General features: G+C 39.2%; 17 protein-coding genes and 1 pseudogene. 7 read left to right on the top strand and 11 right to left on the bottom strand.

All coding sequences use genetic code 11. The features are described from left to right. Window positions 1–18: 18 nt before the first annotated feature. The 7 genes from KW850_RS24180 to KW850_RS24150 all read right to left on the bottom strand — a co-directional run bounded on the left by KW850_RS24180 (window position 19) and on the right by KW850_RS24150 (window position 4,633). A complete protein-coding gene (locus KW850_RS24180; RefSeq protein ID WP_218350317.1) occupies window positions 19–750 on the bottom strand; it encodes an exonuclease domain-containing protein in 732 nt (243 codons plus the stop codon). A 1-nt stretch (window position 751) separates the two neighbouring features. After that, a complete protein-coding gene (locus KW850_RS24175) occupies window positions 752–1,708 on the bottom strand; it encodes a DUF294 nucleotidyltransferase-like domain-containing protein (RefSeq protein WP_218350316.1) in 957 nt (318 codons plus the stop codon). A gap of 73 nt (window positions 1,709–1,781) precedes the next feature. Further along, window positions 1,782–3,041 (bottom strand): ammonium transporter, encoded by a 1,260-nt coding sequence (locus KW850_RS24170; protein WP_218350315.1) that lies wholly within the window; start codon window positions 3,039–3,041, stop codon window positions 1,782–1,784. A 226-nt stretch (window positions 3,042–3,267) separates the two neighbouring features. Then, window positions 3,268–3,594: a MerR family transcriptional regulator gene (locus KW850_RS24165; RefSeq protein ID WP_218350314.1), complete on the bottom strand. Its 327-nt coding sequence runs from the start codon at window positions 3,592–3,594 to the stop codon at window positions 3,268–3,270. A 142-nt stretch (window positions 3,595–3,736) separates the two neighbouring features. Beyond that, the gene (gene fbpA / locus KW850_RS34340) at window positions 3,737–3,901 is read right to left on the bottom strand and encodes a Fur-regulated basic protein FbpA (protein ID WP_218350313.1); all 165 of its coding nucleotides are present in this window, start codon (window positions 3,899–3,901) and stop codon (window positions 3,737–3,739) included. A 26-nt stretch (window positions 3,902–3,927) separates the two neighbouring features. After that, window positions 3,928–4,065, bottom strand: coding sequence for a hypothetical protein (locus KW850_RS24155; protein ID WP_166256179.1), 138 nt, complete (start codon window positions 4,063–4,065; stop codon window positions 3,928–3,930). Between the two features lie 187 nt (window positions 4,066–4,252). Further along, the gene (locus KW850_RS24150) at window positions 4,253–4,633 is read right to left on the bottom strand and encodes a hypothetical protein (protein WP_218350312.1); all 381 of its coding nucleotides are present in this window, start codon (window positions 4,631–4,633) and stop codon (window positions 4,253–4,255) included. Window positions 4,634–4,949: 316 nt separating this feature from the next. Between KW850_RS24150 and KW850_RS24145 the strand changes: the two genes are divergently transcribed. The 3 genes from KW850_RS24145 to KW850_RS24135 all read left to right on the top strand — a co-directional run bounded on the left by KW850_RS24145 (window position 4,950) and on the right by KW850_RS24135 (window position 7,229). Continuing rightward, window positions 4,950–5,753 (top strand): basic amino acid ABC transporter substrate-binding protein, encoded by an 804-nt coding sequence (locus tag KW850_RS24145; RefSeq protein ID WP_218350311.1) that lies wholly within the window; start codon window positions 4,950–4,952, stop codon window positions 5,751–5,753. Between the two features lie 100 nt (window positions 5,754–5,853). Continuing rightward, window positions 5,854–6,510, top strand: a complete 657-nt coding sequence (locus KW850_RS24140) for an amino acid ABC transporter permease (protein WP_218350310.1) — start codon at window positions 5,854–5,856, stop codon at window positions 6,508–6,510. After that, window positions 6,507–7,229, top strand: a complete 723-nt coding sequence (locus tag KW850_RS24135; protein ID WP_218350309.1) for an amino acid ABC transporter ATP-binding protein — start codon at window positions 6,507–6,509, stop codon at window positions 7,227–7,229. Before KW850_RS24140 ends, KW850_RS24135 begins: the two co-directional genes overlap by 4 nt. A 206-nt stretch (window positions 7,230–7,435) precedes the next feature. On the opposite strand, the gene KW850_RS24130 is transcribed toward KW850_RS24135, so the two are convergent. Together KW850_RS24130 and KW850_RS24125 are read right to left on the bottom strand one after the other, a co-directional pair. Beyond that, window positions 7,436–7,726 (bottom strand): zinc ribbon domain-containing protein, encoded by a 291-nt coding sequence (locus KW850_RS24130; RefSeq protein ID WP_256358422.1) that lies wholly within the window; start codon window positions 7,724–7,726, stop codon window positions 7,436–7,438. Continuing rightward, window positions 7,719–8,225 (bottom strand): hypothetical protein, encoded by a 507-nt coding sequence (locus KW850_RS24125; RefSeq protein ID WP_218350308.1) that lies wholly within the window; start codon window positions 8,223–8,225, stop codon window positions 7,719–7,721. Before KW850_RS24125 ends, KW850_RS24130 begins: the two co-directional genes overlap by 8 nt. A 154-nt stretch (window positions 8,226–8,379) precedes the next feature. On the opposite strand from KW850_RS24125, the gene KW850_RS24120 reads away from it, so the two are divergent. From KW850_RS24120 to KW850_RS24105, 4 genes are all read left to right on the top strand, one after another. Then, the gene (locus KW850_RS24120; RefSeq protein ID WP_218350307.1) at window positions 8,380–10,062 is read left to right on the top strand and encodes an acyl-CoA dehydrogenase family protein; all 1,683 of its coding nucleotides are present in this window, start codon (window positions 8,380–8,382) and stop codon (window positions 10,060–10,062) included. Between the two features lie 425 nt (window positions 10,063–10,487). Further along, a complete protein-coding gene (locus KW850_RS24115) occupies window positions 10,488–13,244 on the top strand; it encodes a dynamin family protein (protein ID WP_218350306.1) in 2,757 nt (918 codons plus the stop codon). Window positions 13,245–13,379: 135 nt separating this feature from the next. Continuing rightward, window positions 13,380–14,606 (top strand): RtcB family protein, encoded by a 1,227-nt coding sequence (locus KW850_RS24110; protein ID WP_218350305.1) that lies wholly within the window; start codon window positions 13,380–13,382, stop codon window positions 14,604–14,606. A 152-nt stretch (window positions 14,607–14,758) separates the two neighbouring features. Then, a complete protein-coding gene (locus KW850_RS24105; RefSeq protein ID WP_218350304.1) occupies window positions 14,759–15,145 on the top strand; it encodes a hypothetical protein in 387 nt (128 codons plus the stop codon). A 126-nt stretch (window positions 15,146–15,271) separates the two neighbouring features. Here the strand turns inward: KW850_RS24105 and KW850_RS33510 are convergent. Next, a pseudogene (locus tag KW850_RS33510) lies at window positions 15,272–16,081 on the bottom strand (glycerophosphodiester phosphodiesterase family protein). Window positions 16,082–16,211: 130 nt separating this feature from the next. After that, on the bottom strand, window positions 16,212–17,171 hold the full coding sequence (locus tag KW850_RS24090; protein WP_218350302.1) for a D-2-hydroxyacid dehydrogenase: 960 nt from the start codon (window positions 17,169–17,171) through the stop codon (window positions 16,212–16,214). Between the last annotated feature and the right edge of the window lie 397 nt (window positions 17,172–17,568).

Genomic DNA, 17,568 nt, shown 5'->3' with positions numbered 1-17,568 from the left:
GAAATAGTGTTTTTAGGATCAAAGTTTTGCAAGATGTTCATATACTTCCCGTAAATTACTATATCCGTTTTTCTGAGCTCTTTGTAAATAGTTGCCCCAAATCTGCGCTGTCATCAGGGCATCGCCAAGTGCATGGTGGCGATTTTTTATAGCAATCCCACATTCATGGCATAGTTCTTCAAGTGGTAATGATTTCACGGATGTGTCTGATAGTCGAATTAAGAAGGATGTGTCGATGATCCGGTGTTCAAATCTTGTTTTTAAGAGGTCCCATGTCATTTTCTGCATAAAGGACTTTTCGTGTTTAGAGTGGTGTGCGACAAGAATATGACTTTGTGCAAAGTTAAAAAATTGAAGCAACACATCCCTGGCATGAGGAGCATCCCGTAGTTGATTCTCATCTATCCTAGTTAGAGCTGCGATTTCTTCGGTTAGAGGAAGGTCTGATTTAATAAGAGAATAAAAAGTATCATTTGCTTCAATTTGTTGTCCAACCATCTTCACTGCTCCAATTGATAGGACATAATCGCCCTTTTCTGGATAGAACCCTGTTGTTTCTAAATCAAATACGACCACTTCTAATTCATTAAGTGGGGTCTCTAAGTTGTTTTTTCCTTTCATTTCTTTCTGCAGCTGTCTTATGAAGGAAAGATGTTGTGGATTGACTTGCCCTTGGATTCCTGCATATATATTAGAACCAACCTTGCCGGAAATCTGCCTGAAGTATTGAGCTAAATCATTTATTTTCATTTTATCCCTCCTTGTCGATAAGTTTTGCAGCGTATTGGTGCAGGGCCACTCCATTTCGAATAATTTCTTTCACCTCATTCTTTTGTTCTTTTGTCAGTTTGTCTGCCGGTAAATAGTGACCTGATTCATAATCTGTATGGCTGGCAAATTGAAGACGATAGTTTAACAGTTTTAAAAACATTGTTTTATAGAGGTCCTTGTCATGAATTTGTAGTTTATCGAGTCTTGCGAGGGTAGAGGTTTCCAGGATATTTTCTTTCATTGCCAAAAGCCGGGTCGCATTGATGTAAGGGAATAGGGCGGTCTCTTTTAAATTTAGAGATCCGGTATGGATCCCGTGTGTTTCGACTAATATTTGACCTAACACACCAACTCCCTTTTTAAGATGAAGTGTATTTTTATATATTCTGGGAAGAATTTGTTCTTTTTGAACCGTTTGATAGGCAAATGTTTTTAGTTGTTCCATGAGCGGATCCTGACCATAAAAAGAGCGTCCGTCGATAAAAATTAATAGGTAGCGTAATGATTCCCACGATGCTTCGGCTGTCCAGTTCAATATTTGTCTCTCCCATTCGGATTGTGCTTTACACCAGAAGGGATTGCCCGACATCACACCGCCATCGCAATAAGGATATCCAGCCTGAAAGAGACCTTTTGAAACTTCCCTTCCTAATGCTAAAAAGTAGGCCTTTGCTTCATGAGTGGGATCGACATAAATGATGCCATGATCTTGATCGCTCCAAATCGACTGTTCGAAGCGGCCTGCACTACCCATTACAAAGAAAGAAAAGGGAGAGGGAGGAGGGCCATTCAGTTCAATGGTTGCGTCCAGTGAGAGTTCAAAAACCTGTTTGATAATGTTGTCATGAAGTTGGTTTAATTGAAAGTGATCGTTGGATGCATTTGTCATGTGGATTTTTCTGTATTCAGCAATTGCTGAGTAGGTATCGTGTTTCATGGATTAACACCTCCCGCTTAAAAAAATACATAAAGCGTGCAAGCCTTTAAAGGCTTTGCACACTTCATAAACTTTATAGTGCTTTTGTTTGTTCGGCCTTCAATAATTCTGGATAACCGTAGCTTCCGTGTTCGCTCATATCTAAACCAATAATCTCTTCTTCCTCCGTAACGCGCAAGCCATTCATGAATTTTTTCATAATTGCTAGTAGAATGAAGGAGACAATGAAGGCGAAAGCGGCACAGGTCACAACGCCCAATGCTTGAACACCAAGTTGGTGTAAACCGCCGCCGTAAAACAATCCTGGCTTTCCGACTGTTGCTAATTCTTTTGTGGCAAAGAAACCAGTTGATAGCGTTCCCCAGACACCAGCTGTACCATGTACGGATAGAGCTGCGATTGGATCGTCAATTCCTCTGTTTTCAAAGAAGCGGATGCTATAGAAAACAAGAATTCCTGCGATAAAGCCGATTAAGACTGCTGCCCATGTATCTACAAAGGCACAAGAAGCTGTAATAGCGACTAAACCTGCTAAAGCACCGTTTAACATCATTGGAACATCAGCTTTACCAAGAACCATCCAAGAAACAATCATTGCAGCAATGGTTCCAGCCGCTGCAGCTAAATTAGTATTAACAGCAACAAATCCAAAGAACGCTTTGTCAACCGTTAAAGTACTACCAGCGTTAAAACCGAACCAGCCAACCCATAAAAGCAATACACTTAAAGCAGTAAATACTTGGTTATGACCTGCAAGATTATTTGCTGAGCCATCTTTGTTAAATTTTCCGATACGTGGTTTTAATAGAATCGTAGCAGCTAGAGCTGCCATTGCACCAGTTAAGTGAACTACGGTAGATCCAGCGAAATCTTGTTTACCATGTTCTGCTAACCAGCCGCCACCCCAAATCCAGTGTGCAATTGGAGGATAGACAATGACTGAGAAAAGTAAAGCAAATACGAGGTAAGCACCTAATTTAGCTCTTTCTGCAAAGCCGCCAAACGCAATGGTTAATGAAATACCGGCAAATGCTAATTGGAATAAAAAGAAAACGGCGCCAGACAGTGGCAATCCATCAATATCATAGCCTGAATAAAAGAAATTAGAGAAACCGATCAGTGGATTTCCTTTACCGAAAATTAATCCATATCCAACTGCCCAAAATACGATTGATCCGATTCCAAAAGTAAGGATTGTTTTACCTGCGATATGTCCAGCATTTTTCATTCTAGTTGAGCCTGTTTCCAGGAGGATAAAACCTCCAATCATTAAGATGACAAGTACAGCTGCCACCATCACCCATAGACTGTTCATTAAGAATGTCGTATCCATTTTTTCTCCCCCTTTAAAATGATGTTAATATTCTTAACATATTGTATGTTAGTATTCTTACATGATTCTAGAATGGTTTCTATAAGTTTGGAAGATTATCTAACATGGATTTTGAGATTTTTCTAGACAGTGTAATAAAAGCGGAGGCGCCCTTAAAATAAGGGTAGAAAGGTTGAAAAAAACCCATCCCTTATATAAGGAATGGGTTTGATGTCTACATGGGTCCTTACTTTTTCCGTAAACCAAATTGGGCATTTAATTGTCCTTGGATCATCTGTCTGCGAATCTCTTCTTGGTTGTGTTTCTTTTGTTCACGAAGCATTTCCTTCCTAATATCATGTGTTTGGATGCCATCTTCAATTTTATTGGCAATTTCCATCAGCAATTCAACATCTGAAAAGGAAAATTTACGGCTTCCACCAGCAGACCTTTCGGGAAAAATAAGCTTTCGTTCTTCGTAGTAACGTATTTGTCGTTCGGAAAGGCCTGTTAGGTCCCTGACAATTCCGATTGTAATTACCTTTTTATCTTTATATGAGATGTCTTTTCCCATTTTTGTCGCTCACCACACCCTATTGTTTACAATAATTAATATTTTCATATTTTATGTTATTATATGTTACATTTTCTTACATGGGACTAGATTAGCAAACTATTTTGCATGTTTGTAAGATTACGTTCGATGGAGAAATGTATTATGATTTTGCCGGGGAGAATATTTTATTATATAAACTTTCCAGTTCAGAGAAGGTAAGGGAGTGAAGTTCGTGATGAGAAGAATCAGTGGCGCCTGATTCTAACAACTTTTTTATATAAAACTTCCTAAGGCGTTCAAGCCCTTTACGTAAATGAGTTGCCAACTTTCTTCACCCCTTTCAAACTGAAATTAATAATTTTGTAGTCTTCTTAAAAGTTCATTGGCCTGTGACCCCATTGTTTTCATGAGTTCTTCATAGAGCTCATCCCTTAATTTATCTAATTGAAGGATTCTTTCAGCTAGTTTAATATCATTTCTTCGATACATTTGAAATCTTCCTTTCCTTCGTAGTTTATATTGAAAAGTTAACTGAATTTTCGCTCCCTGTCAGTGGTTTTGTTAGATAAACTGACAGTATTTTTACAATCATTATATTAGAGTGGGTAAAAGAATCTGACTATGGATGTTTAGGAAGCAAAAAGAACCGGGCGTGTGCCCGGTTCTTAAATTTCTCTTAATATTCTCCATCAAATGGAGTGAATGGGAAGTTGAATCTTCTTTCCACTGCACGCAAGCGCTGATTCACTCGTTGGAGTCTGCGATCGAGTTGGGCTACCTGACGTTGCAGTTGGTTGATCTCTCTTTCTTGCCGCTCATTGGCTCGCTCAAGTTGATTGAGTCTGCGCTCAACTTGTAGTGGCTGTCTTGCGGGATCAAATTGTTCAGGGATATAAGGATTAATTTGCTCTGGCTGGACATAGGGATTAAATGGTTCAATTTGCTCATAGTAATTAACTTGTTCTGGCTGACTATAGTAATTCATTTGTTCAGGCTGAACATAGGAATTATACTCCATTGGAACTTGTGGAATTTGATAATATCCATACGGATTCATTTAGGCATCTCTCCTTATGTGGTAAATACCCTATAGATTATGTATGCAGTTTGGAGGGGTAACGGCGAATGCCTATGGACAGTTCTTGTCTTATTTGATATTTAGTCCTAGATGAGAATAAAAATGAGATAGTAATAGATATATGTGAAAAGTATTATTCTATAATGCTCAAGACTTCAGTTAGTTACAGTACTAATATAGTAAAATATTTAAAATATTGAATATACAATTAAAACGGGTTATAATCATCTATATTCAAAATATTATTAATTTTTTAAAAAATACTTTATAGAAAAAACATTGGAGGTCTGAAAAAATGAAGAAGTTAAAATTAGTTTCAACAGTTTTAATGGTAGCCTTACTCTTAGTTCTTTCAGCTTGTGGAACGAGTAAAACAAGTGGCGAGGGTGGAAGGAAGACATTGAAGGTTGTCACAGATGCAGCCTACGCGCCATTTGAATACCAAGATAAAGGGGAAGTTGTTGGATTTGATATTGATTTTATTAACGCTGTTGCCAAGGAAGCTGGGTATAAAATCAACGTCAAGCATGTTGGCTGGGATCCATTATTTGTAGAAATTAAAGGTAAAACGGCTGATGCTGCTATCTCGGCCATTACGATTAACGATAAACGGAAACAAACCTATGATTTCTCCGTTCCATACTTTTTATCTACCAATAAAATTATGGTTCCAAAAGGGAGCAGTATAAAGAGTGCAGCGGACTTAAAGGACAAAAGGGTTGCTGTGCAAAATGGAACAACTGGTCAGGAAGCTGTTGAGAAACTACTAGGTGCAGAAACTAAAAATCTTAAAAAATTTAAAGATAATAACCTTGCAATCATGGAACTAAAAGGCGGCGGTGCAGATGCCGTTGTTGCTGACAATACGGTTATTGAGGAGTATGTAAAAAATAACCCAAATGAGAACTTTGTTATTATTGAAGATGCAGCTGCGTTTGAAAAAGAATTTTATGGGCTTTTGTTTCCAAAAGGCAGCAAGCTAAAGGCTGACTTTGATAAAGGAATTAAAGGAATTATCGAAAATGGTGAATATGCAAAAATTTATAAAAAGTGGTTTAAGGTGGATCCTGATTTAACAGATATCAAAGCACAACAATAAGGTTAGACAAAATTGCGTAACGCTTCGTAAAAAGCAGTTGCGCAATTTTTGTTAAAATTAGCGCACATTTCTTATGTAGGATTTTTTAGGAGGACTCATGATGGATATTCGTTGGGACATACTTGCTGAATATGCACCATTTTTTGTAAAAGGAACGCTGCTAACCATCGGCCTTTCGATTGCAAGCATCATAATTGGTTGTTTACTCGGTTTGTTCATTGGATTGGGTAAATTGACAAAAAATAAATGGATCGCCTTCCCGTTCAACTGCTATATCACTTTTTTCCGTGGGACGCCATTATTAGTACAAATATTATTAGTTCACTTCGGTCTTGTACCGCTTTTTGTAGGGGAAACAAATGGGATCATTGCCGCTATAACTGCCCTTTCATTAAATTCTGCGGCATATGTAGCGGAAATCTTCAGGGGCGGAATTCAATCGATTGATAAAGGACAGATGGAAGCAGCCCGTTCACTTGGGATGAACCATGTACAGGCAATGCGATTTGTCATTCTCCCGCAAGCCTTTAAAAGAATGATTCCTCCTCTAGGTAATGAGTTTATCGTCTTAATAAAAGATTCATCCCTAGCGGCGATTATTGCTGTAAAAGAGCTCATGTATTGGGGACAAGCAATGCAGGGACAATATTATCGCGCATGGGAGCCGTATATTACCGCGGCCCTTATTTATCTTGTTTTAACTTTTTCTTTAAGTTTACTGTTATCCCGACTTGAAAGAAGGTTGGCCACAGAATGATTAAGGTGAAAAATTTAAAAAAGTCATTTGGAAAAAATGAGGTTCTCAAAGATATAAATATAACGGTTAAGCCAAAAGAGGTAGTTGTGGTCATTGGCCCATCTGGTTCAGGAAAATCTACCTTTCTCCGATGCATTAATTTACTAGAAACGATTACAGATGGACATGTTTTAATAGAGGGAATTGATATTACCGATAAAAAAACGGATATCAATAAAATCAGGACGGATGTGGGCATGGTTTTTCAGCAATTTAACTTATTTCCGCATAAAACAGTGATTCAAAATATTGTGCTCGCCCCTATGAAAGTAAAGAACGTTCCAACAGAGAGAGCGAGAGTAAAAGCAATCGAGCTTTTACGAAAAGTGGGCTTAGAGGATAAAGCCGATGCTTATCCAGACTCTTTATCCGGCGGGCAAAAGCAGCGGGTTGCAATTGCAAGGGCACTGGCAATGGAGCCAAAAATCATGCTTTTTGATGAACCGACGTCAGCGCTCGACCCTGAAATGGTTGGCGAGGTCCTTGAGGTTATGAAGGACCTAGCAAAAGAAGGGATGACCATGGTGGTCGTGACACATGAAATGGGATTTGCCAAAGAAGTGGGCGATCGCGTAATTTTTATGGATGGCGGGTTGGTTGTAGAAGAAAATATTCCAAGCGACTTATTTGATAATCCACAAGAAGAGCGGACGAAGGCGTTTTTAAGTAAAGTTTTATAACAAGGCTCTTTTCGTAAACTTTGTTGCTTTTGTATCATCATAAGGGGTATTTACAATGATTAATAAGCGATTCTTGCCAATGTTTTTACGAAAAGATGCCACGAAGCAACTAGGAATACGACTTGGTGAACTTATACGAAAAACAACAATTAATGCGAAAACAGCTATAACTTAGAGGGAGGCTAGAAGCCTCCCTTTCCTATAGTTTATTTTCCTTCATTCCATCTCTCGAGTTTAGGAATGTTCCTTGTGAACATGCCAGCAATGAACTTGGGCATCCCGAATTCAACGATTTTTTCTATCACTCTTTCTTTCATTTCCTCTGCAGTAATAGTAGGTAATGTGAATTCACCGTTCATATAGCAATGGCTACAGTATTTGATGCTCTTCGTACCGTCCTTTTCCGTCCCGCCGCCAAGTTCATCTTTTGCTAGCGGCATTCCACAGCTTTGACAGTTTTTATATGTAATCACCTTTTTGTCTCCATTCTTATTCAAAATCAAACACTTCCACAATCCTGTCTGCTTTTATCCGGTTTTGACATAGTTTAAATAATTGTTTCAAAAATACATCCACCTCAAGAGGCGAGGAGGGCAGTTTGATTTGAACATTTGTTGAACCAAACATTTGCTTAAAATAAGCTTTTCTTTGATCATTTTTTCCGTCTCGTTTAAATGGCTTGTATGTCCAGACAATATGTGGAGATCCGTCTATTTCCTGAATTTGCCGTATCTCGGCACAGGTCGTGGAACGATCATGTGCATAAATGACTAAATAATAGTTGTCATTTCGGTGCCAGTCAATGAATACAAAGTAATAGCCACTATCATTATCTGGCCTAGTTACTTCAAATGCAGCGATCGTAGGTTTTCCATTTGCCCATTGATGAAATTTAACTAAACTGCCGCCCAAAATTTCAAGTGTTTTTATCTCAAAGGCCGCTGAAGTTGAGTTATCGATAAAGTTAGCTAAAATTAGTGCTTGTTCCTTTTCCAACGAAGATTTCCCCTTTAAGTCTTTGAACTAATTATACTTTTAAGGAGGGTAAAAAAGATAGCTTGCCTAAAATTAACCAAACTTTATTTTTAACAAGGTAGGAAAGTGGTATACTTAATTTATTGATTATTCTGAAAAAAAGAGGAGGTTTTTCATGTTGAATTTTTATAAAGAAGATTTGCCGTTTCAATCCTTACTTAAGGAACTAATGGATCCAGCCTTTTTCGAGTTTGCTGACAAAGAGCTGACAGCCTTTGGTGAGAAATGCGCCACCGACATTGATTCACGGGCTAGGTTTACAGACAGGGAAGGACAGCCGCGCTTAATCAAATATGATGCGTACGGTGAAGACGTTTCAGAAGTATGGGTGAACGAAGGCTACCTGCGAACGGTGGAAGAAACGTATCAAACCGGAATTGTCGGCTATGTTTATAAAGAAATTCCGGGGCTGGGGGAGAAGGGGAATTACATTTACTCCTTTGCTCAAGGATATTTGCTATCGCAAACCGAACCAGGATTCTACTGTCCGGTAACATTGTCTATGGCTACTGCATATTTACTTAATCAATATGCTTCCGACGATATAAAGGAGCGTTTTTTGCCGCATGTCCTTTCCACAGGAGATGTTGCACTGTATGAGGGGGCAACATTCTTAACCGAGCGCCAGGGAGGCTCAGACGTAGGGGCAAATGAAACGAAAGCAGTGAAAGCTGGAGATCATTTCAAACTTTATGGAGAAAAGTACTTTGCCTCCAATGCCGGCATGTGCGGGGTGGCCATGGTTTTAGCCCGGAAAGAAGGCGCACCTCCGGGGACGAAGGGGCTGACGTTATTTGCCGTACCATGGCGGAACCACGACGGCTCACTAAATGGAATCCGGATTCGCCGCTTAAAGGATAAGCTCGGAGTCAGGGCCGTCCTATCAGCAGAGGTGGAATTTGATGGTGCCGATGCTTTTGTGGTGGGAGATCCTGCCAAAGGATTCTACTATATGATGGAGGCTCTTAATCTATCCAGAGTATGCAATGCTGTTGCCTCCTTAGGAATTATGAGAAGGGCCTATTGTGAAGCAAAGGAATATGCCTTTAGAAGGGATGCGTTCGGAAGTAAACTGGCTGACTATCCTATGGTTAAGGATACCCTGACCCGTCTCGCTGTTAAGTTGGAAATTGAAACCCGCACCGTTTTTACGTATCTTCCCTTGTTCGAACGGGTCATGAACAATCAAGCAAGTCAAACGGAGACCATTCTTAATCGTCTCTACATTGCCCTTTTGAAAAAAGAAACAGCAGAACAGGCAATTCACTTCTCTCATGAAGCGATCGAATTGCATGGTGGAAATGGGTATATCGAAGATTTTGTGACGCCAAGATTATTACGAGATGCCCAAGTCCTGACCGTCTGGGAAGGAACGGCTAATATTCTCGGGTTGGAAGTCCTGCGCTTAATTGAAAAGTTTAAAGCAGATGAATTATTTGTAGATGAAATGAGTCAACGCCTGCGGAGTGTAGCCCACTTGCCTTCTGAATGGACCTATTTAGTAGAAAATAGGTTGATACAGTTACAGAATCTATCGAGATCATTACGGACAGCATCAGCAGACCAAAAGACCTTTCACTCCAAAAAGGCGGCCGAACTTATGGTGAAAATTTTTGAAAGCATTGTCGCCCTTGAACAGGCATCAAGTGGAGAGCTCCGTGCCATCAAGGTAATGGAGATCTATCTAGAAGAAACATGGAAATCTTCTTACTTATTTAATGAAGAAATGAGAACAGTTCATTACTTTTCCGAGATTGTTTTGAATTCAAAGAGTGAAAAGACAGTATCTGTTGGATAAGAATGAATCTCAGTAAGCTTGCTGTTTTCAGGCAGGCTTACTTTTTCGCCTAATTAATCTTCTGATTTCCAGATAATATCCAGTGGAAGTCATAAGATTCGTAAAATAAGTAGTAAGTGTCCGGAAATATGTAATAAGTTCCGAAGAATATGTAATAAGTTCCGAAGAATATGTAATAAGTTCCAAAGAATATGTAATAAGTTCCGAAGAATATGTAATAAGTGTCATGGAAATTGTAATAATTGAATGCAATTATGTTTCTTTGTCTCCAAAATGAAATACTACTGACATCTTTTTTATAAATTGCTCTGGTAGAATCGTAATAATTGGGACTTATATTCAGATAATCCGTCGAATAGTATATAGAATAATTAGGGCTCTTTTCCATATGAATGACAGAGAGTGTTGTAATTGGAGGGAAAGATATGACAATAGATACACAATTAAAACAGAAAACGTATTATAAAATGTTCATTAATGAACATGAAAATATTCATCCGATTCAGGTGCTTGGCGACCTGTTTCAGGAGGAAGCAAGCAAGGACCTGCCTGATTTATCGTCGATTCGTTTTGCGCAGGGGGAAGTTTATTTTCATCATAAAGATTATGAAGCAGCTATTTTTAAATGGGAAAATATTATCAATGAACTGGAACCGTGGGCAAAGAAAAACACAGCTGATGCTTATTATCAGTTAGGTTTGTTATCGACAGCTGAAGACCTTTATTGTGCGATTGAAAGTGAACATCTCACATTAAACACTGAAGTAGCTCTGCAGTTATTTTCGTTGTATATAGAGCGTGGAAAGCTTGGCCAGGCATTATCAGTGATTAAAAAAACCATTGATTTAAATCCAGATTATCCAAACGTCACGGAAATAGCCCGTACTTTTTTTGAAGAGCAGCAAGATTGGAATAATGCAATTGAACTAGCTGTTAACGAGGCCTTACGGACGGGTGCCTTGGAGTGGTTTGATAGGATTATTGCCTATATCGAAAAGGGACTGACAAAAAGTCATTTGCCGAACTATTTTTCGCAGTCTGTCCATTTTTTGTATGGCTTAGATCAACAAAAATTCGAGGAAATTATTGCCGCTCTCTGGAACAGCTATAACAATAAAGAATCCTATTTTACTTGGATAAGAGAAATGAACCATTTGCTATTAAGCATTGATATCAATCGGGATGACAATTTGTCTGTGCTTTCAAGCCTTCATAAGGAAGCATTTTTTAGCTTTATTGATGGAAGATACTTCATTAAACAACTGCAGGAGTTTATTCCGGACTTTTTAACAAATTGGTTACGACTGGCTGACAGGAAAAATGTTGTCCTTGCAGCTGCTGCTGTTCTCTCGTGGAATGAGCTGTTTCCAGCGAGTTTAAGTATGTCAATCGTTAGTGAGGCTGAGAAACTAATTAGTAAAACGGAAACAGACATGGATGAACTTGAGGAGTGCCTAACACTCTTTGAAGCAATCATTAATTGGGCCCAAGCAAATGAGATGGGAGAGAATAATCGAGTAAAATGGGTTGTTCAGCAATTAGTGGATTTTGACACACACCATTTACTTATTACCGGGTTAGACGGTAGTGGAAAATCGACGTTTGTTAATATGATTATTGGTGAAGATCTGCAGAATAGTCCTACCTCTTCACTGGTCATGTTTAAAGACTCTGAGGAAGAAGAAATCACGGATATTTCTGATCGTGAGATTAATAATTTAGAAGGAATTTCTGAATTTCAAGAACGAATGGACCGCCGTCGCAACGCATTGGAATCGATCATTGAATTTAAGCGTCCCAATGCTTTCCTGCAGGAAACTAAGGTCGCACTGATTGATACTCCAGGATTAAAAGGAAACTATAATGATTCTTATGAAGTCTTAAAGAATCTACAATTGGCTGATACTGTCCTCTTTGTACTTGATGCAAATGCACCGTTTACAGAAAAGGAAAGGTCTGTTCTTGCGAAAATTCAAGAGTTAGCACCTGACATTCCAGTGCATTTTCTTCTCAGTAAGATGGACACGATTGTCAATGAGCAGGAAGCGATCAGTGTCTTTGATGAAACAAGGGCGAGGATTCAGTCGTATTTCCCGGATGCAGCCGTGTTCGCCTTTTCTTCGCAATATGAGAACCGCCAGCAGCTAAATGACTTAAAAGAGTTTATCGACTCTATTAAAAATACAAGAAATATCGAAGATAAACGATTGGCTAAACTATTGTTCTATATCCGCACGACGATTGCCAGTCTGATGCAAAAAAGAGTGGATGTTGAAAATCAATTGATAGAATCCGTCCGTTGGAATGAAGAAATGCTCCAGAAGTTAACAGGTGCAATCAATCAACTGAAGGATACAGAGATCCAAAAAGCAAAGGCTGTTGTGCAGTCATACCGTGCCATTAAAAATACAATTGTAAAAGAGATTTCGGAGTCCGTTCCAAACATGCTTCAAGAGTGCTCCTCCTTGATAAAAGAGGACAGTAATTTTAGCAAGATTCACCTAGAACTTAATGATGTGATGAACAAAAAGCTAGAGGAGTATTTAGAGCAGACGATTCTCCCTAAATATTACCGCTTGTTGCAAGAATGGATTGATGGCTGCAAAGAGGAGCTTGTGCAAAGTCAGGAATTTCTTAATGAAATAGGGGAAAGCTTTAATCGCATGTATGGAGAAGAACGCCTGGAGCTTGATTGTGATTTTAAGGTAATTGATGACTGGCACCGTGATACCGACAGGATGACAAGCCGCTTCCAGTTGGAAACTGTTAATATCCTGCTGCGCAGAACCCCGTCTCAATTTTTATTAAAAAGCGCCGGGAAGTTGTTTGGAGCCCTATCACAAAATAAAGCCTTGCTATTTAATAAGTACAAAGCATTTGTGGAAAATGAGGATTATGCTGAAACCATCACTGTGGTGAATCAACAGTTTTTCCAGCAATTTGAACTGTTTGAAAAATCACTGGAGCGTGATGTAACCCTGTTTTTCAAGAGTCCATTACAGCTGTTAAATCGTTCTGCGGAAGAGGCACGGTCTGGAATAGAGACGAACCAAGAAATGCTAACGAATATGAATACCAATCCAGAGATGTTCCGCGATCCATTAACACTGTTTGAAGTAAGATTACGTCAGTTTGAATGGATGACCGTGGCAGGAAAAGGAATGCAAACTATTTATTCATAACTTCGAAAAAAGGAGGATGTCCACGTGCATCCTCCTTTTATTTATGTAGATAAAAAAATGTCGCAGAAAATGCGTTGCCCAAATGTCCTCAAAATGGTAGCCTTTTGGTAATCTGCTTTGAAGGAGGGAAAACCAGTGATTAAAGTAACGGGTACACAAACAGAGGCAAAAGTCTTTTCAAACTATCCTCAAGAAACAGCCCTTGAGCAAATAAAAGAACTTTGTAATCAAGCGTTTTTAAAGGATACAAAGATTAGTATAATGCCAGACTATCATGCGGGCAAAGGCTGTGTGATTGGAACGACCATTCAACTAAAGGATAAAGTTGTTCCAAATCTGGTTGGTGTGGACGTCGGCTGCGGGGTGTTAACCGTCAAGCTACAGGATAAAAAGGTTGATTTTAATAAATTGGATCAAGTGATTCGTATGTATGTCCCAAGTGGGCAGGAAGTGCATAGTGATGAGACAGTCCAATTTATTAAAACGAGTTTTCCCACCATTCAAGACTTTCAAGCGGAGCACATCTTGAGTGAAAATCGAAGCCGTTATAGCTTAGGGACACTAGGAGGCGGCAATCATTTTATTGAAGTCTCTATTGATACCAATGGTTATCACTATTTAACCATTCATACAGGGAGCCGCTATGTGGGAGCGAAGATTGCCACCTACTACCAAAAAGTTGCGATCTCAAAACTTCGTCAGAACGATTTATCTGATCTCATCGACCAATTGAAGGCGGAGGGACGCCAAAAAGAAATCCAAGCGATGATCCAAAGCTATAAAGAAAAGAATCCTGTTATTCCAAATGATCTAGCCTACTTGGAAGGTGAGGATTTTCATCACTATATGCATGACATGAAGTTAGCGCAAGCATTTGCAAAAGCAAACCGTGAAGAAATAGCCAGGGCTATTACGGCAAATATGGGATTTGAGGAGCAGGACCGCTTTGATACCGTACACAATTATATTGACACCGAGAACCAGATTTTACGAAAAGGAGCAGTTTCTGCTCAAAAAGGGGAACGTCTCATTATTCCCATTAACATGAGAGACGGGTCAGTTTTAGCAGTCGGTAAAGGGAATGGGGAGTGGAATTATTCTGCCCCGCATGGAGCGGGCCGCGTTTTGAGCCGGACAAAAGCGATGAAAACACTTAACATGGACGATTTTCATAAAACAATGGAAGGTGTCTGGACAACGTCTGTTTCAGAAGAAACCCTTGATGAAGCACCAATGGCCTATAAGTCTCTAAATGAAATATTAGAAAAGGTTGAAGAAACTGTGGAGATTGCCGGGTTCATTAAACCAGTATATAACTTTAAAGCCAGTGAAAAGTACACACCTGGAAAATTTAAAAAATGATAGCGTTAAAAAAGGGAGACTTTAACGGTCTCTCTTTCTTTGTGAAACTTAGAGGTAATTTTGGAGGAAAATGAGTAGTGTTTCTTGCAAAGTGGCAGAAAAATACTGAAAAGCGGCCGATAAATTTAATAAGCGGCCGATAAATCGCAAAAGTGGCAGATAAATTCAAAAAGTGGCCGATAAATCATAAAAAGTGGCAGATAAAAAAATTCTATCAAAAAAAAAACCTAGCCGACTCCTATTTTCACTTTGTTCCTGAGGCATTAACGTTTCAGGTATTAGTGGATGGATTCATAAGCATGATATTGGGGGCGATTGCCTCAGCGGGTATCGCCTTAATTCCATTATTTTTCGGGATGCTGAAAAAGTCTGTTCCAGCAACCATCATATCTTCAATTATCGTGGTGTCACTTACAAACTCCTCTAATAATAATGTGTCGGTATTCTCGTATATTGTGATTCCGCTTGCGCTTGCAGCAGTTGGTTGTGCATTTGCCTATTTTACGATTAGGAACATCGAAAAAGTTGATATTAACTAGCCTAACAAAAGGGCTGTCCAGTAAATTGGGGCAGCCTTGTTTTGTTTATTTTTGGGCTGTGTTAAGCTTGCGTGTTGAATTGCGCTCCAGGTGCTTCGCCATATCCAAAATAACCTTTAACACAGCCTATTTTTTAAGTAAATTTAATAATAAATCCGGTCGATTCGTTAAGATTCCATCTGCACCAGCATCGAGGAGTTTCTTCATCACCTTTGGGTCATCGATAGTCCAGTAATGCATCTGCATCCCGCGACGATGGGCTCCGTTAATCAATTTCTTGTCCGTTAAATCAAAGCCGCTGTCTTCGGTTGGAATCTGAAAGGCATCAACGTGAGGGGTGTATAGATTACGTAAAAAGAACTTATGAAAGATAACAAAACTTTTAACTTCCTGCTTGCCCGCTGAGGTTGCCACCCGACCCTTTGCGTATTTCTGAAAAGTATTAAGGATGTCTTGGTCAAACGAAGCGACCAAGATTTTATCCTCCATCTGATATTTTTCGATTAGTGCCCAGAGTTTTACAGCCATTTCATCGATTCGTTCGGGAGGATTATCATCTTTGATTTCCATCTCAATTCGGATGTTCCCAAAAGATTGAAACATTTCTTCAGCGGTGGGGATATAGACGCCTTTACCGCGGAAACTGAAATTTCCTTGTAAGTCTTTAAACTGGTATCCTGCATCGAGTTATTGGATTTCCGCTAAGGTCATATCAGCGACCTTTCCATGCCCGTTCGTTGTCCGGTTCACGGTAGGGTCATGGATGGCCACTAATTGTCCATCTTTGGTGATATGAAGGTCTGTTTCTAGTACATCCACGCCCATGTTTACGGCATTCGTAAATGCTGCCATCGTATTCGAAGGTGCAAGTAGTTCACCGCCCTGATGGGCAATCACTAATGGACGGTTGTTCTTGAAAAAGTCCTTTTCCTTCATTTGTTTCACCGGCACAAAATTAATTGTTACGAGGAACATAACCAATAAAGGAATCAGATACTTGAAAATTTGTAAACTTCGTTTCTTCTTCTTGTGAATCTTTTCGATTATTACTGGCTCCATAAAATACTTAATAACCTTTCGAAAAATTAACTAGATTAATCGGTGGAACCTTTTCAGAAAGATAGGCTCTTAAGTTAGGGATCAAAATATTTTCAATCACCCGCTGATTATAATGTTCTGTTGAACCAGATGTGTGTGGGGTGACGATCACATTTTCCATTTCCCAAAACGGGCTATCTGTCCTTAACGGTTCTGTTTCAAACACATCAAGTCCAGCGCCGGCAATTGTTCCTTCCATTAAAGCTTGGATAAGATCAGCTTCGACCACAATCTCACCCCGTCCGATATTTATAAAAAAGGCAGAAGACTTCATTTGCATAAATTGTTCGGCACCAAATAAATGATTAGTTTCTTTTGTGAGCGGTAAAGTAACAACCACATAATCACATTTTGGCAGCATCTGATCTAATTGGTCCGGGGTATACATTTCATCCACAAAGTCAACGGGTTTACCAGAGTGCCTGACACCAAGCACGTTCATCCCAAAAGCTTTCGCGATTTTCGCCGTTTCTTTCCCAATTGTTCCTACACCAATGATACCGATAGTTTTTTCATGGATTTCTTGGCCCATATTGGCATGATGCCAGGTTTTTTTCTGTTGATTTTTGACGTATGTATGAATTTTTCGTGTTAAACTCAGCATCAATCCAAAAATCGTCTCGGAGATCGGATAGGCGTGAACGCCATTGGCACTCGTCAGGTAGATGTTTCTAGCCTTCAATTCCTCAAGCGGCATGTAATCAACACCTGCACTCCATGATTGCAGCCATTTTAGTTTGGAATGGGGGGCGAGGCAATATTCTTTTAGCCCCTTACTCCAGCCCGCGATGATTTCTGCATCCATTACATGCTCTTGCCAAATATGTTTATCTTTGCCTACTATCAATTCCCAATCAGGAATAATATCCTTTATTTGTGTAATGTAATGTTGATCAATATTACGGGTGATAACCATTTTTTTTATCATTGAGGATTCCTCCAATTAGACAATGTTTACTTTAGTTAATGATAACGGAAATCAAAAAAAATGATAAGATTTTTATTTAATCACGGACGCAGCATTGTTTCTTTAGAACGTCATATTCAAATAAATGCTCATCTCCTCACTATCGCCATATATAAAATCAATTGGAGCTTCAGGATTATAGTAGCTATCGCCTTAGTTGTCATCATGAAAAGAAAGAAGCGAGCTGCGTTACAAAAAGACGTATTATCAAAGAAAAAGGTCAGGACCTCATTAAACTGTACCCGATAGAGTAGACACTTAAAAAAGGTCTGCCCTATCGGGTACTTTTATGTATAAAGAATAAAAAATGTAAGAATCGGAGAATAATCCTATGTCAAAAAAACTCTTCACTGATAAA

The organism is Bacillus sp. sid0103 (assembly GCF_019219025.1).
This window is presented reverse-complemented; position numbering and strand designations above follow the sequence as displayed.

Excerpts from the sequence above, each read along its gene's own strand:
- KW850_RS24155 (WP_166256179.1), bottom strand. The coding sequence starts at position 4,065 with ATGTATCGAAGAAATGATATTAAACTAGCTGAAAGAATCCTTCAATTA.
- KW850_RS24165 (WP_218350314.1), bottom strand. The coding sequence starts at position 3,594 with ATGGGAAAAGACATCTCATATAAAGATAAAAAGGTAATTACAATCGGA.
- KW850_RS24115 (WP_218350306.1), top strand. The coding sequence starts at position 10,488 with ATGACAATAGATACACAATTAAAACAGAAAACGTATTATAAAATGTTC.
- KW850_RS24120 (WP_218350307.1), top strand. The coding sequence starts at position 8,380 with ATGTTGAATTTTTATAAAGAAGATTTGCCGTTTCAATCCTTACTTAAG.
- KW850_RS24175 (WP_218350316.1), bottom strand. The coding sequence starts at position 1,708 with ATGAAACACGATACCTACTCAGCAATTGCTGAATACAGAAAAATCCAC.
- KW850_RS24150 (WP_218350312.1), bottom strand. The coding sequence starts at position 4,633 with ATGAATCCGTATGGATATTATCAAATTCCACAAGTTCCAATGGAGTAT.
- KW850_RS24140 (WP_218350310.1), top strand. The coding sequence starts at position 5,854 with ATGGATATTCGTTGGGACATACTTGCTGAATATGCACCATTTTTTGTA.
- KW850_RS24180 (WP_218350317.1), bottom strand. The coding sequence starts at position 750 with ATGAAAATAAATGATTTAGCTCAATACTTCAGGCAGATTTCCGGCAAG.
- KW850_RS24135 (WP_218350309.1), top strand. The coding sequence starts at position 6,507 with ATGATTAAGGTGAAAAATTTAAAAAAGTCATTTGGAAAAAATGAGGTT.
- KW850_RS24090 (WP_218350302.1), bottom strand. The coding sequence starts at position 17,171 with ATGATAAAAAAAATGGTTATCACCCGTAATATTGATCAACATTACATT.
- KW850_RS24145 (WP_218350311.1), top strand. The coding sequence starts at position 4,950 with ATGAAGAAGTTAAAATTAGTTTCAACAGTTTTAATGGTAGCCTTACTC.
- KW850_RS24170 (WP_218350315.1), bottom strand. The coding sequence starts at position 3,041 with ATGGATACGACATTCTTAATGAACAGTCTATGGGTGATGGTGGCAGCT.